The sequence below is a fragment of the Mesorhizobium sp. M0983 genome (assembly GCF_040318975.1).
Taxonomy (GTDB): Bacteria; Pseudomonadota; Alphaproteobacteria; order Rhizobiales; family Rhizobiaceae; genus Mesorhizobium.
Genome location: NZ_JAMYNH010000007.1, coordinates 224,231 through 238,162, shown reverse-complemented (window position 1 = coordinate 238,162; position 13,932 = coordinate 224,231). Strand labels below are relative to the sequence as shown.

Annotated in this window: 11 protein-coding genes; 4 read left to right on the top strand and 7 right to left on the bottom strand. The window is 65.2% G+C overall.

Annotation, left to right across the window (positions count from 1 at the left end):
• Positions 1–62: 62 nt before the first annotated feature.
• The 4 genes from hrpB (at position 63) to nhaA (ending at position 5,968) form a co-directional block, all read left to right on the top strand.
• Positions 63–2,639: an ATP-dependent helicase HrpB gene (hrpB, locus tag NKH71_RS15865; protein ID WP_352790622.1), complete on the top strand. Its 2,577-nt coding sequence runs from the start codon at positions 63–65 to the stop codon at positions 2,637–2,639.
• A gap of 91 nt (positions 2,640–2,730) precedes the next feature.
• Positions 2,731–4,056 carry an ActS/PrrB/RegB family redox-sensitive histidine kinase gene (locus NKH71_RS15860; protein WP_352717814.1) on the top strand — a complete coding sequence of 442 codons (1,326 nt, stop codon included), beginning with the start codon at positions 2,731–2,733 and terminating at the stop codon, positions 4,054–4,056.
• Between the two features lie 63 nt (positions 4,057–4,119).
• Positions 4,120–4,683, top strand: a complete 564-nt coding sequence (locus tag NKH71_RS15855) for an ActR/PrrA/RegA family redox response regulator transcription factor (RefSeq protein WP_023676342.1) — start codon at positions 4,120–4,122, stop codon at positions 4,681–4,683.
• A gap of 91 nt (positions 4,684–4,774) precedes the next feature.
• A complete protein-coding gene (gene nhaA / locus NKH71_RS15850) occupies positions 4,775–5,968 on the top strand; it encodes a Na+/H+ antiporter NhaA (RefSeq protein ID WP_352860112.1) in 1,194 nt (397 codons plus the stop codon).
• A gap of 49 nt (positions 5,969–6,017) precedes the next feature.
• Here nhaA and NKH71_RS15845 read toward each other — a convergent pair whose 3' ends face one another.
• From NKH71_RS15845 to NKH71_RS15815, 7 genes are all read right to left on the bottom strand, one after another.
• Entirely contained in the window at positions 6,018–7,445 is a 1,428-nt protein-coding gene (locus NKH71_RS15845; RefSeq protein WP_352483988.1) for a gamma-aminobutyraldehyde dehydrogenase, read from the bottom strand.
• A gap of 25 nt (positions 7,446–7,470) precedes the next feature.
• Entirely contained in the window at positions 7,471–8,286 is an 816-nt protein-coding gene (locus NKH71_RS15840; protein ID WP_352483989.1) for an ABC transporter permease, read from the bottom strand.
• Positions 8,276–9,226 (bottom strand): ABC transporter permease, encoded by a 951-nt coding sequence (locus NKH71_RS15835; RefSeq protein ID WP_352484000.1) that lies wholly within the window; start codon positions 9,224–9,226, stop codon positions 8,276–8,278. The genes NKH71_RS15840 and NKH71_RS15835 overlap by 11 nt, the downstream gene beginning before the upstream one ends.
• 14 nt (positions 9,227–9,240) lie before the next feature.
• Entirely contained in the window at positions 9,241–10,239 is a 999-nt protein-coding gene (locus tag NKH71_RS15830; protein WP_352495758.1) for an ABC transporter ATP-binding protein, read from the bottom strand.
• A gap of 182 nt (positions 10,240–10,421) precedes the next feature.
• Positions 10,422–11,576 carry an ABC transporter substrate-binding protein gene (locus tag NKH71_RS15825; protein WP_352483991.1) on the bottom strand — a complete coding sequence of 385 codons (1,155 nt, stop codon included), beginning with the start codon at positions 11,574–11,576 and terminating at the stop codon, positions 10,422–10,424.
• Between the two features lie 198 nt (positions 11,577–11,774).
• The gene (locus tag NKH71_RS15820; protein ID WP_023717947.1) at positions 11,775–12,701 is read right to left on the bottom strand and encodes a LysR family transcriptional regulator; all 927 of its coding nucleotides are present in this window, start codon (positions 12,699–12,701) and stop codon (positions 11,775–11,777) included.
• Between the two features lie 66 nt (positions 12,702–12,767).
• The gene (locus NKH71_RS15815; RefSeq protein WP_352484001.1) at positions 12,768–13,544 is read right to left on the bottom strand and encodes a DeoR/GlpR family DNA-binding transcription regulator; all 777 of its coding nucleotides are present in this window, start codon (positions 13,542–13,544) and stop codon (positions 12,768–12,770) included.
• Positions 13,545–13,932 lie beyond the last annotated feature (388 nt).

Here is a 13,932-nt window from a genome sequence, read left to right as displayed (position 1 = left end):
TTGCGCGGCGACCGCCACCGCTGATATGCGATCGCTGCCAACTGGCTGCACATCATAGGACAATGACGACAAAACCTTTGCCGGACCTGCCGGTCTCCGCGGTCTTGCCGGCGCTCAATGAAGCGCTGAGCCATGGTAACAGCGCCGTGCTGGTGGCTCCGCCCGGCGCCGGCAAGACGACGCTGGTTCCGCTGACGCTGCTCGATGCGCAATGGCTCGGCGCCGGAAAGATCATCCTGCTCGAGCCGCGCCGCCTCGCCGCCCGCGCTGCCGCCCGCCGCATGGCCGAACTGCTTGGCGAAGAGCCCGGTGAAACCGTCGGCTATGCCATGCGCATGGAAAACCGGACTTCCGCGAAGACCAGGATCGTCGTCGTCACCGAAGGCGTGTTGTCCCGCATGATCCTCGACGATCCCGAGCTGCCTGGTGTCTCGGCGGTGTTGTTCGACGAGTTCCACGAACGTTCGCTCGACGGTGATTTCGGGCTGGCGCTGGCGCTCGACGTGCAGGGTGCGCTGAGGCCCGACCTCAGATTGCTGGTCATGTCAGCGACGCTCGATGGCGCGCGTGTCGCAAAATTGCTTTCCGGCGCGCCGGTGATCGAGAGCGCAGGCCGCGCCTTTCCGGTCGACATCCGCTATGACGAGCGGCCGGCCGGCGTCACCATCGAGGATGCCATGGCCAGGGTGATCCGCTCGGCGCTTGCCGGGGAGGAGGGCAGCGTGCTTGTCTTCCTGCCCGGCCAGCGCGAGATCGAGCGCACCGCCGAGCGGCTGGCGGGCAAGGTCGGCGCCGACATCGTGCCGCTCTACGGCATGCTCGACAACAGGACGCAGGACGCGGCGATCAAGCCGGCGCCGCCCGGCCGTCGCAAGGTCGTGCTGGCGACGTCGATCGCCGAAACCTCCATCACCATCGACGGCGTGCGCGTCGTCATCGATTCCGGCCTGTCGCGGCTGCCGCGCTATGAGCCGGCCAGCGGCCTGACGCGGCTGGAGACGGTGCGTGCTTCCCGCGCTTCCGCCGACCAGCGCGCCGGCCGGGCCGGGCGCACACAGCCGGGCGTCGCTATCCGGCTGTGGCGGGCCGAGCAGACAGCGGCACTGCCGGCCTTCACGCCACCGGAAATCCTCGAAGCCGATCTCTCCGGCCTGTTGCTCGATTGCGCGGCGTTCGGCGTTGCCGATCCGACGAGCCTGTCCTTCCTCGACCCCCCGCCGGCTCCGGCGCTCAACGAGGCAAGGGCGCTGCTGCGCGCGCTCGATGCCGTCGATGCGGCAGGGCGCTTGACGGAGGCCGGTGCCGCGATGCGCAAGCTGGCTCTGCCGGTCCGGCTCGCCCACATGGTCGCCGAGGCGGCAAGGACCGGCCAGGCGCTCGAGGCGGCGATGCTGGCCATGCTGCTCACCGAGCGCGGCCTTGGCGGCGATGGTGCCGATCTCGAACGGCGGCTGATGCGCTTTCATGCCGAAAGATCGCCGCGTGCCACCGCTGCCCGGCAGCTGGCCGAGAGGTTGGCAAAGCAGGCTTCACCCTCCCCCTCGACGGGAGGGTCGGCGAGCGAGCCGAGCGCAGCGAGACGAGGGAGACGCGGCGGGGTCGCCGATGGCGTGCCCGAACCGACCCCACCCCGGTCCGCTACGCGGATCGACCCTCCCCTCAAGGGAGAGGGCAGCACCGCCGGCGCTCTCCTCATCCATGCCTGGCCGGACCGGGTCGCTAAAGCGCGCGGCGAGCGTGGCCGCTTCGTGCTTGCCAACGGCTCCGGCGCCATGCTCGACGCCTCCGACCCGCTGGCCGGCGAGACCTGGCTCGTCGTCGCCGATCTGCAGGGTAAGGCGCAGAACGCCCGCATCACCGCGGCGGCGGCGCTCGACGAGGCCGACATCCGCACCGCGCTGGCGGAAAAGATCGAGACTCGCCGCGAGGTGAGCTTCGACCGCGATAGGCGCGCGGTGCGGGTGCGCGAAACGGTTCGGCTCGGCGCCATCACGTTGTCCGAACGCATGCTGCCGGCGCCGACCGGTGCCGACGCAGACAGCGCCATTCTCGACGCCTTGCGCGAACACGGCCTGTCGCAGCTGCCGTGGAGCAGGGAAGCGGAGACGTTGCGGCAGCGGCTCGGCTGGCTGCATCGCGGCCTCGGTGCGCCATGGCCCGATGTCTCCGATGCGGCGCTCGTCGAGCGCCTCGACGACTGGCTGCTGCCGTTCCTTTCCGGTGCCGCATCCTTTGCCGCGATCGATCCCAGCGTGCTTTCGCAAGGCCTGATGACGCTGGTACCGCACGAATTGCAGCGCAAGATCGACACATTGGCGCCGACCCATTTCGACGCGCCGTCGGGCAGTCGGCTGCCGATCCGCTATGAAGGCGAATGGCCGGTACTGGCAATCCGCGTGCAGGAGCTGTTCGGCCTCGACCGGCATCCCGCGATCGCCAACGGCACTGTGCCGCTGACGCTCGAATTGCTGTCACCGGCGCACCGGCCGATCCAGACGACGCGCGACCTGCCCGGGTTCTGGCGCGGCTCCTGGGCCGATGTGCGGACAGACATGCGCGGCCGCTATCCCAGGCATGTCTGGCCGGAGAACCCGCTTCTCGCCGCCGCCACGAGCCGCGCCAAACCGCGCGGTACCTAATGATTCCCGGACTGTTATCCCGAACGGAAGGCCAGCTTCGGCGCTTTTTCGGAAAAGACCTCCGGCTGTTTCCCCTCTATAATCATTGGCCATGATAAACATCCTGCACGCACCCGACTTCCAGCAAAGCCAGCGGCTGCGCCTCAACACGCTGATCAGGTTGCGCTGGCTTGCCATCGTCGGCCAGAGCCTGACCGTGCTTGTCGTCGCTTACGGGCTGAAATTTCCGCTGCCGGTCAGCATGTGTTTTGCGCTGATCGCTTGTTCGGCCTGGATGAACCTTTTGCTGACCTTCCGCTATCCGGCGGCGCATCGGCTTACCCCGCCCTCGGCCTTTGCCATCCTGACCTTCGACAGCCTGCAGCTTGCCGGCCTGCTCTACATGACCGGCGGTCTCACCAATCCGTTTTCGCTGCTGATGACCGTGCCCGTCGTCGTCTCGGCGACGTCGCTGCCGCTGCGGCTGACCGCCATGCTCGGCGCGCTGGTGATCGTGGCGGCGACGCTGCTGGTCTTTTACCACCTGCCGCTGCCCTGGCATGAGGGCGCGCCATTGGCGATGCCGTTCATCTATGTCGCCGGCATGTGGATGGCGGTGTTCTGCTCCATCGCCTTTACCGCGATCTATGCCTTCCGGGTGGCCGAGGAGGCGCGGCTGCTTGCCAACGCGCTTGCCGCCACCGAACTGGTGCTGCAGCGAGAGCAACATCTCTCGGCCCTCGACGGCCTCGCCGCCGCCGCCGCGCACGAGCTCGGCACGCCGCTCGCCACGATCGCGCTTGTCGCCAAGGAGATGGAGAAGGCGCTTGGCGAAGATCCCAAATACGGCGAGGACGTGAAGCTGCTGCGTTCGCAGAGCGAGCGCTGCCGCGAAATCCTGAAGCGCCTGACCAGCCTGTCCTCCGAGAGCGAGGTGCATCTCTCGCGCCTGCCGCTGACCTCACTGGTCGAGGAAGTGACGGCACCGCACCGCGATTTCGGCATCTCGATTAAGCTTCGGCCGGGCGAGCGCATCGGCCCGGAACCGGTGGGCCGGCGCAATCCCGGCGTCATCTACGGCCTCGGCAATCTGGTCGAGAACGCCGTCGACTTCGCCCACAAGAATGTCACCGTGCGCTGGAGCTGGAACGAGGCCGTTGTCAGCTTCACGATCATCGACGACGGGCCGGGCTTTCCGCCCGAGATCATCGACCGCATCGGCGAACCCTATATGTCAACGCGACAAGGCACCGAAGCCGGCGGCGGCCTCGGCCTCGGCCTATTCATCGCCAAGACCTTGCTCGAACGCTCCGGCGCGACGCTCGATTTCCGCAATTCGAGCGAGCCCGGCGAGGGCGCTATCGTGCAGATATCGTGGCCGCGCAGCGTCTTCCTCAATCCCGAGCAGGCTTCGGCCACCATGTTCGACACGGCCTAAATTGGACAATAGCGTTGCGAAACTATATTTGCGTAAAAATCAGGCAGCAGGATTTTCAGCACGATGAGTACTGACGAAACGATTGGCGCAATGGTCGAAGGCGAGGACACCTCGCTGCTGATCGTCGACGACGACAAGCCGTTCCTGACGCGGCTTGCCCGCGCCATGGAAACCAGGGGTTTCGTGGTCGAGACGGCCGAGAGCGTCGAGGAGGCGGTTGCCAAGGCGCGCGCCAATCCGCCTGCCTACGCGGTGGTCGACATGCGGCTGGCCGACGGCAACGGCCTCGACGTCGTCGCCGCGATCCGCGAGAAGCGCGACGATGCCCGCGCCATCATCCTCACTGGCTACGGCAACATCGCCACCGCGGTGACGGCGGTGAAGCTCGGCGCTATCGACTATCTGTCGAAGCCGGCCGACGCCGACGACATCTTTGCAGCCCTGACCCGCACGGCGGGCGAACGCGCAGCACCGCCCGAAAATCCGATGTCGGCCGACCGGGTACGCTGGGAGCACATCCAGCGCGTCTATGAAATGTGCGACCGCAACGTCTCGGAAACCGCGCGCCGGCTGAACATGCATCGCCGCACGCTGCAGCGTATCCTCGCCAAGCGCGCGCCGCGCTAAAAGGCTCTGACTGCAGGCTTGCCCGGCCAGCGCTGTTTGCGCATCATCGCTTGGCGGTGTCGGACCTTGCCGCTGATACGACGGAGGCGACATGCAGGACGAAAAGCGGCTGGTCTCCATGCTGCGCGAATTCCTCGACAGCGAGGCGGCCGGCGGACTCATCCTGATGGCTGCGGCGGCCCTGGCCTTGATCGTCGCCAATTCGCCGCTGAGCGAGGCTTATTTCTCCGCCCTCCACGCCTATCTCGGACCGCTTAGCGTCTCGCACTGGATCAATGACGGCCTGATGGCGGTGTTCTTCCTGCTGGTCGGCCTCGAGATCAAGCGCGAGATGCTCGACGGCCAGCTCTCGACTTGGCCGCGCCGCGTGCTGCCCGGCATCGCCGCCGCCGGCGGCATGGCGGTGCCGGCACTGGTCTACGTCGCCATCAACCGCAACGATCCGGCCGCTCTGTCCGGCTGGGCGATCCCGACCGCCACCGATATCGCCTTTGCGCTCGGAGTGCTGTCGCTGCTCGGCAGCCGCGTGCCGGGCTCGCTGAAGATATTCCTCACCGCGCTCGCCATCATCGACGATCTCGGCGCCGTGCTCATCATTGCGGTGTTCTATACCAGCGGCCTGTCGCTCGCCTATCTCGGCGCCGCCTTCTCGGTCATCGCGCTGCTGGTGGTGCTCAACCGCATGCGGGTGCTGACGTTGCTGCCGTACGTCTTGCTCGGCATCGTTCTGTGGGTTTTGGTGCTCAAATCGGGCGTCCATGCGACGCTTGCCGGCGTCGCGCTGGCCCTCACCATTCCATTGAAGATATCGCTGGGCAGCGGCCACGATCTCGACCATTCGCCGCTGCACCGGCTCGAACACGGCCTGCACAAAGTCGTCGCCTTTTTCGTCATTCCGATTTTCGGCTTTGCCAACGCCGGCGTCTCGCTCGGCGGTCTCAGCGCTGCCGCCCTGGCCGAGCCGCTGACGCTCGGCGTCGCCGCCGGCCTCGTCGCCGGCAAGCTGGTCGGCGTGTTCGGGTCTTCTGCGCTTGCCATCCGGCTCGGCTTCGCCGATCTGCCGGTCAATGCCGGCTGGCTGCACATGATCGGCATTTCGCTGCTCTGCGGCATCGGCTTCACCATGAGCCTGTTCATCGGCCTGCTCGCCTTCGCCAGCGACGTCGCTCTGCAGGACGCGGTCAAGGTCGGCATCCTCGCCGGCTCCTTCATCGCCGCGCTCCTCGGCGCCACCGTGCTGCTGGTGGCGCCGGCGGCGGACGGGACGGACGAGGCGGAAGAATAGTCGCGCCGCCACTTCCGGCCTTCAGGCCACCTTCTCCCGCATCTGGACCCTACCCGTGCGCAATCATGACGTGGCGGACGGCTGTATAATCCTCCAGCGCATAGAGCGACATGTCCTTGCCGTAGCCGGATTGTTTCAACCCGCCATGCGGCATCTCGTTTGTCAGCATGAAGTGGGTGTTGATCCAGGTGCAGCCATATTGCAGGCGGGCGGCCGTCGCCATGGCGCGCGAAACGTCCTTGGTCCACACCGATGACGCCAGGCCATAGTCAGAGTCATTGGCCCAGTTCACCGCCTCGTCGACTTCGGAAAAACGGGTGACCGAGACCACCGGGCCGAACACTTCGCGGCGCACGATCTCGTCTTCCTGCAGCGCGCCGGCGACGACGGTCGGCTGGTAGAAGAAGCCGGAGCCCTCGCCCGGCTTGCCGCCCGTGGTGATCTCGATGTGCTTGAGCTCAGACGCGCGCTCGACGAAGCTCGAGACGCGATCACGCTGGCGACGCGAAATCAGCGGGCCGATCTCGTTCTCGGTATCGTCGGGGCGATCATACTTGATGGTCGAGACCGCAGCGGAGAGGTCGGCGACAAGCTTGTCGTAGATCTTCTTGCCGGCATAGATGCGGCAGGCGGCGGTGCAGTCCTGGCCGGCATTGTAATAGCCGAAGGCGCGCAGACCGTTGACCACTGCACCGAGATCGGCGTCGTCGAAGACGATGACGGGCGCCTTGCCACCGAGCTCGAGATGTGTGCGCTTGACCGATTTGGCGGCGGCCTGCAGCACCTTCTTGCCAGTGGCGACGTCGCCGGTGATCGAGATCATGTTGACCTTCGGGTGGTTGATCAGCGTGTTGCCGACACTGTCGCCGCGGCCGAGCACGACGTTGACGACGCCTTCCGGCAGGATCTCGGCAAGGATTTTCGCAAGCTTCAGCGCGGTCAGCGGCGTCTGTTCCGACGGCTTGAAGACGACGGTGTTGCCGCCGGCAATCGCCGGCGCCAGCTTCCAGGCCATCATCATCAGCGGATAGTTCCACGGCGCAATCGACGCGACAACGCCGATGGCGTCGCGGCGGACCATCGAGGTGTGGCCGGGAATGTATTCGCCGGCGACCTGGCCGGGCATCGAGCGGACCGCACCGGCAAAGAAGCGATAGCAGTCGACGATCGCCGGGATCTCGTCATTAAGCACGGCATTGATCGGCTTGCCGCAGTTCAGCGCCTCGAGCGCCGCGAAATCCTGTGCCGCGGCCTCGATGCGATCGGCGATCTTCAGGAGATAGCCGGCGCGCTGCGCCGGCGTTGTGCGGGACCAGGTGACGAAGGCTTTTTCGGCGGCAAGCACCGCCGCCTCGATCTGCGCCGGGCTGGCCTCGGGCAGATTGAGGATGCTCGCCCCGGTCTTCGGGTTGAGGATCGGTTCCTCGGTCTCGGTGCCTTTTTCGAATTTCGAGCCGATCAGCATCTGCGTGTCCATGGAAGTCTCTCCCTTATGAACGAGATCATTTGCCCGAACCGGCGATCTGGTCGCCGTCGCGGGTCAGGTAATAGGCAGCGAGGATGGGAAGCAGCGTCACCAGCACCACCACCATGGCCACGACATTGGTGACCGGACGCTGGCGCGGACGGATCAACTCTTCGAGCATCCAGATCGGCACCGTCTGCTGCTGGCCGGCGGTGAAGGTGGTGACGATGACCTCGTCGAAGGACAGCGCAAAGGCAAGCATGCCGCCGGCCAGCAGCGCGGTTGCGATGTTGGGCAGCACGACATGCCGAAAGGTCTGGAAACCGTCGGCGCCGAGATCCATCGACGCCTCGATCATCGAGCCGGACGTGCGGCGGAAACGGGCGACCGCATTGTTGTAGACGACGACCACGCAGAAGGTGGCGTGGCCGAGGACGATCGTCCAGAACGAGAACGGGATTTCGGCCAGCGCGAAGGCCGAGCGCAGCGCAATGCCGGTGATGATGCCGGGCAACGCGATCGGCAGGATGACCAGCAGCGAGATGGTTTCGCGGCCAAAGAATTTTGTGCGGGACACGGCGGCGGCGCAGAGCGTGCCGAGGACCAGCGCGATGGCGGTCGAGATCGCCGCGACCCGTACAGACAGCGACAGCGCCTGCCAGACGTCGGGGCGGTTCCAGGTGACGGCGAACCATTGCGTGGTCAGGCCCGGCGGCGGCCAGACGAAGCTCTTCTCCTCGGTGGTGAAGGCATAGACGAAGATCAGCAGAATCGGCAGGTGCAGGAAAAGCAGGCCCCCGGTGGCAGCGAGCTTCAGGCCGATCGGCGCGGATTGGCCGCGGTCAGAGCGCATCGAAGGCCCCCATGCGCTTGGCGCCCCAGAGATAGAAGCCCATGATGACGATCGGCACCACAGTGAAGGCGGCGGCGAGCGGGATGTTGCCGGCGGTGCCCTGCTGCGAATAGACGGCCTGGCCGATGAACAGCCGCGAGGTGCCGATGATCTGCGGAATGATGTAGTCGCCGAGCGTCAGCGAGAAGGTGAAGATCGAACCGGCGACGATACCCGGCAATGCCAGCGGGAACAGCACGTTGCGGAAGGTCTGGCCGGGTGACGCGCCGAGATCGGAAGAAGCCTCGACCAGATTGCCCGGCACGCGCTCGAGGGCCGCCTGCACCGGCAGGATCATGAACGGCAGCCAGACATAGACAAAGACGATGAAGGTGCCGGTGGACGATACCGACAGCGAGTTGCCGCCGACGATCGGCAGCGACAGCCAGGCATCAAGCAGCCACAGAAGATGCAATTTGGTCAGCAGCCACGTCAGGATGCCTTCCTTGGCGAGGATCAGCTTCCAGGCATAGATCTTGACCAGGTAGCTCGACCACAGCGGCAGCATGACGCCGAGATAAAACAACGCCTTCCAACGGCCGCGCGCATAGCGCGCCGCGTAATAGGCGATGGGAAAGGCAATGACCGCCGACGCAAACGTCACCAGCGCCGCCATCGTTACCGTGCGCAGGATGATGTCGAGATTGGCGGCCTGCAGCAGGTCGCCATACGTCTTCAGCGTGAACTCGCGGTTGATGAGGCCGGAGAACTCGTCGATCGAGAAGAAGCTCTGCAAAAGCAGCGCGAACAGCGAGCCGATATAGACGATGCCGAGCCAAAGAACCGGCGGCAGCAGCATGAGCAGAAGCAGGAGTTGGGGCCGGCGCCAGAAGAGGTCGGAGAGCGCGCCGCGCAGGCCGCCGCTTCCCGGCAGGATGGCGGGGGTCGTGGCCCGCGGCATGGCGGCGTCCAGGCTCATCCCAGCTCGTCCATCAGATGCAAATGCTCGCGGTTGAAGGTGAGCACCACCGCCTCGCCTTCCCGGGGCAAGGCAGCACCCGCCGGCACGATGGCATGCAGCCGCAAGCCTTCGGCATCGAGCGCCAGTCTTATCGTCGCGCCGAGATAGTTGGTCGACACCAGGCGAGCCGCAACGCCGTCGCCCTTGGCCGCCCGGCCGATGCGAATGGATTCAGGGCGCAGGCTGCCCCAGCGATGCTGGCCGGCATAGCGCTGGACGAAATCCGGCGGCAGTACGTTGGACGAGCCGACGAAATCGGCGACGAAGCGGGTCTTGGGGCGCTGGTAGATGTCTTCCGGCGTGCCGATCTGCATGATCTTGCCGTCGTTGAAGACGGCGACGCGATCGGCCATCGACAGCGCCTCGCCCTGGTCATGGGTGACGAACACGAAGGTGATGCCGAGCGCCTTCTGCAGCGATTTCAACTCCTCCTGCATGTTCTCGCGAAGCTTGAGGTCGAGCGCGCCGAGCGGCTCGTCGAGCAACAGCACCTTGGGCTGGTTGACCAGCGCACGGGCGAGCGCGACGCGCTGGCGCTGGCCGCCGGAAAGCTGGCCAGGGCGACGCGCGCCGTAGCCGGGAAGCCGCACCAGCGCCAGCGCTTCTTCCGCCGCCTTTTGCCGCTCCGGTCTGCCGACGCCCTTGACCATCAGCCCATAGGCGACGTTGTCGAGCACGTTGAGATGCGGGAACAGCGCATAATCCTGGAACACGGTGTTGACGTTGCGGCGATAGGGCGGCACGCCCTCGGCGCGTTCGCCGAAGATCGAGATCGAGCCCGCCGTCGGCTGCTCGAACCCGGCGATGAGGCGCAGGCACGTCGTCTTGCCCGAGCCGGAAGGCCCGAGCATGGCGAAGAACTCGCCCGGCACGATGTCGAGATCGACCGCGTCGACGGCACGCACGCTGCCGAAATGGCGGGAGACTTTTTGGAAAGAAACGGCGGAGGTCATGGGTTGTCCTGATCTGTCAGGCTCATCAAATTCAGGGTAGCGCTGCCCCTCATCCGCCTGCCGGTACCTTCTCCCGTAGTGGACGGGGAGAAGGGAGGCGCTCCAACGCTGGCGACCCCCCGTTCTTCACGGGGAGAGGGTAAGGGTGAGGGGCAGCGCCGAGCTTCGTAGGTGAGACGAACTCACCGTCCGCCGATGACGCCGATATAGTCCGACACCCAGCGGTAATAGGGCACGCACTGGTCGTTCTGGGTGGCGCATTTCGAGACCGGCGTCTTCCAGAACTTGATCTTGTCGAAATTGTCGTAGCCGTTGGTCTTGCAGCCCTCTTCGCCGAGCAGTTCGTTGCCCTTGCAGGCGGCGGGCACCACCGGCAGCGAGCCGAACCAGGCGGAGACGTCGCCCTGCACTTTCGGCGACAGCGAATGCTCAATCCACATGTAGGCGCAGTTCGGGTGGGCCGCATCGGCCTCCATCATGGTGGTGTCGGCCCAGCCGGTGACGCCCTCCTCGGGAATGGTCGAGGCGACCGGCTTCTTGGCCGCGATCAGCGTGTTGACCTGATAGGGCCATGAACCGGAGGCGACGACGCCTTCGTTCTGGAAATCGTCGACCTGGATGGCAGCGTCATGCCAGTAGCGTCCGACCAGCGTACGCTGGACGCGCAGCAGGTCGAGCGCAGCCTTGTACTGGTCCTCAGTCAGTTCGTACGGATCCTTGATGCCGAGCTCCGGCTTGTGGGCCATCAGGTAGTTGGCGGCATCAGCAATGTGGATCGGCCCGTCATAGGCCTGGACGCGGCCCTTGTTCGACTTGCCGTCGGGTAGCTTCATTTCCTCGAACACGATGTTCCAGCTCTTCGGCACCTCCTTGAACACTTCGGTGTTGTACATCAGCACATTCGGCCCCCATTGGTACGGCACGCCGTAATGGACACCGCCGACGGTGAACCAGGGCGCATCCTTCAGCCGGTCGTCGACCGTCTTCCAGCTCGGGATGAGGTCGGTGTTGATCGGCTGGACGCGCTTGCCCGCAACCAGGCGCAGCGAGGCGTCGCCGGAGGCAGTGACAAGGTCGAAACCGCCTTCGTTCATCAACGAAACCATCTCGTCGGAGGTGTTGGCGGTCTTGACGTTGACCTTGCAGCCAGTTTCCTTCTCGAACGAGGTGACCCAATCATAGCCCTTGTCGGTTTCGCCGCGCTCGATATAGCCCGGCCAGGCGACGATATTGACCTCGCCTTCACCCTTGCCCAGCTCCTTGACCTGGGCGATGGCCTGGCCGGAGAAGGTCAGCGCGACCGTCAAGGCAGTGCATGATTTCAGCAATGAATTCATCGTCGATCTCCCATTTTGCATGACCTCGAAACCGGTTTCGGTTTTCGGAAAAGGTCATGCGCCCGTTCAAACGTTGGATGCGCGGCTCTAAGGGGCCGTGCTCCTGCGGCAGCTTTGTTCCCTGGCTCAAAAGTGCTGCGAAATTTCCGGTTTCGCAAATTCATTTATCAGAAAGCCGATATCGGTTTTTCCGATACATCACCGGCCGATCTTCTCGGGCCGTTGGCGCACCATGCGCTGCGACTGGGCAAGTCCGATGAAGTCGCGCGCCGCCTGCGGCAGGCCGGAGCCGCGCCGCCAGACCATGCCGACTTGGACGACCGGCAACGATCCCGAAATATCGCGCGATTCGATGCGGTCGCCTTCCAGCGACCATGGCCGGTAGACGAGGTCCGGCAGCAGCGCCACGCCCGCGCCGGTGGCGACGAGACTGCGCACCGCTTCGACCGAGCGGGTGCGGAATGCGACGTGCGGTTTGGCGCCGATCGCCGTCAGCAGCTTTCCGGTATTCTCCTCGATCTCGTCGACGGTCAGCATGATCAGCGGTTCCGAGGCGATATCGCCGATGCCGATGATGTCGGCACCGGCCAACGGATGGCCGAGCGGCAGCCACAGCCGGTAGGCCGAGACTTCGAGGATTTCGGACTGCAGCGCGGTGCGGTCGCGCAGGTTCGAGGTGACCATGACCGCAATGTCGAGCTTGCCGCCGATCAACAGGTGCTCGAGATAGTCGCCATTGTCCTCGATCGCCGAGACCTCGACACCCGGATAGGCGCGGCGGTAGCGGGCAAGAAGATCGGACAGCACATAGCCGGCGACCAGCGAGGTGACGCCAAGTTGCAGCCGCCCGCTTGCCGCGATCTGTTCGCCGAAGAAGGCGCGGCGCGCATCGGAAACGTCGGCAAGGATCTTCCTCGCATGGCGCAGGAACTGGTGGCCCTTGTGGGTGATGTTCAGCCCGCGCGGGTGGCGCTCGAACAGCTCGACGCCGAGATCGTGCTCCAGCTCCTTGATCGCCTCGGTGACCGAGGATTGCGAGATCGACAGATTCTGGGCGGCGCCCGACACCGTGCCTTGCTCGGCGACGGCGATGAAGAACTGCAATTGGCGGATGGTGAAAGCCATGGCCGGACTAAACACGGCAGAGGCGGCGCTGGGAAGTGGGTGCTGGTGCCGTTCTCCCGATAGAGCTCAGTCCTCGCTTCCGCCATCCGCAATGCTGAGCCGCGCGCCGGCCTGGGCAAGGGCGGCGGCGATGTCATGCGGCGGCAGACGGTCGGTCGCGAGTTCGGAAAAGCCGTCGAAGCCGCAGACCTGAACCAGACCCTGCCGGCCGAATTTGCTGTGGTCGGTGACGACAAGCGAACGCTGGCCGCGCGACAGCACCATGCGGGCGAACTCAGCCTCTTCGAGGTCATAGTCCATGACACCCGTGATGGCATCGACCGCGCCGGTCGAAATCACCGCGTGGCTGACGGAGAAGCGGCTGACGAATTCGATGGCTGAGACGCCGAAAGCAGCACCGGAATCGCTGCGCAGCTCGCCGCCGGCCATATAGACCTTGTTGCCGTTGACGGTGGCCAGCGTGCGGGCGATGTCGGAGGAATTGGTGACGACCGTCAGCCGCCGGTGGCCGAGCAGCTCGCGGGCCAGGAAGCTCGTGGTCGTGCCGGTGTCGAGCATGATCGACTCGCCGTCGCGGATGGTGGCAGCGACCATGCGGGCAATTGCCCGCTTGGCATCGGCGTTCTCACGCATGCGCCGCTCGAACGGCGCTTCGCCGGCAATCGACGGCAGGCCGACGGCGCCATGCATCTTGAGGATGGAACCATCGCTGGTCAGTGGCTTGACATCGCGGCGTACCGTCTCCAGCGAGACGCCCAGCCGGTCAGCCAGGCTGGCAATGGTGACGGTGCCTTCCTCCTTGAGGAGGCGCAGGATTTCGCCATGCCGCTTCGAGTGGCCCATCGGTTCCAACCGGTCGAATTGTTGCACCATTGACCGTTTCTACGGCATAAATGCCACTTACTCCAAGATATTTCGCAAAATTCGGGCAAAAAAGCAGAAAACACCACAATTTCGCGTTGACAACGTCTCCAGCCTGGCGCGACATTATCGCTGTGACAGGCTCGGAACGGAGGCCGACGGCTGAGCCGCACGAAAAATTGCTTGCCTGAACGCCTGGGAAATCCTCGGGTGCGAGGGAACCGAAAATTAGGATCCGCGGGGGCGGATGCCGGCGTCGAAGAACCCGGCACAAAGGGGCTCGTCGGTGCGGTGCGGGATACCGATCCCGAGATCTGCACCGACGAGATCTTCGCGTTGCCTCCATTCCTCCGTCCGATTGTCATCGCTG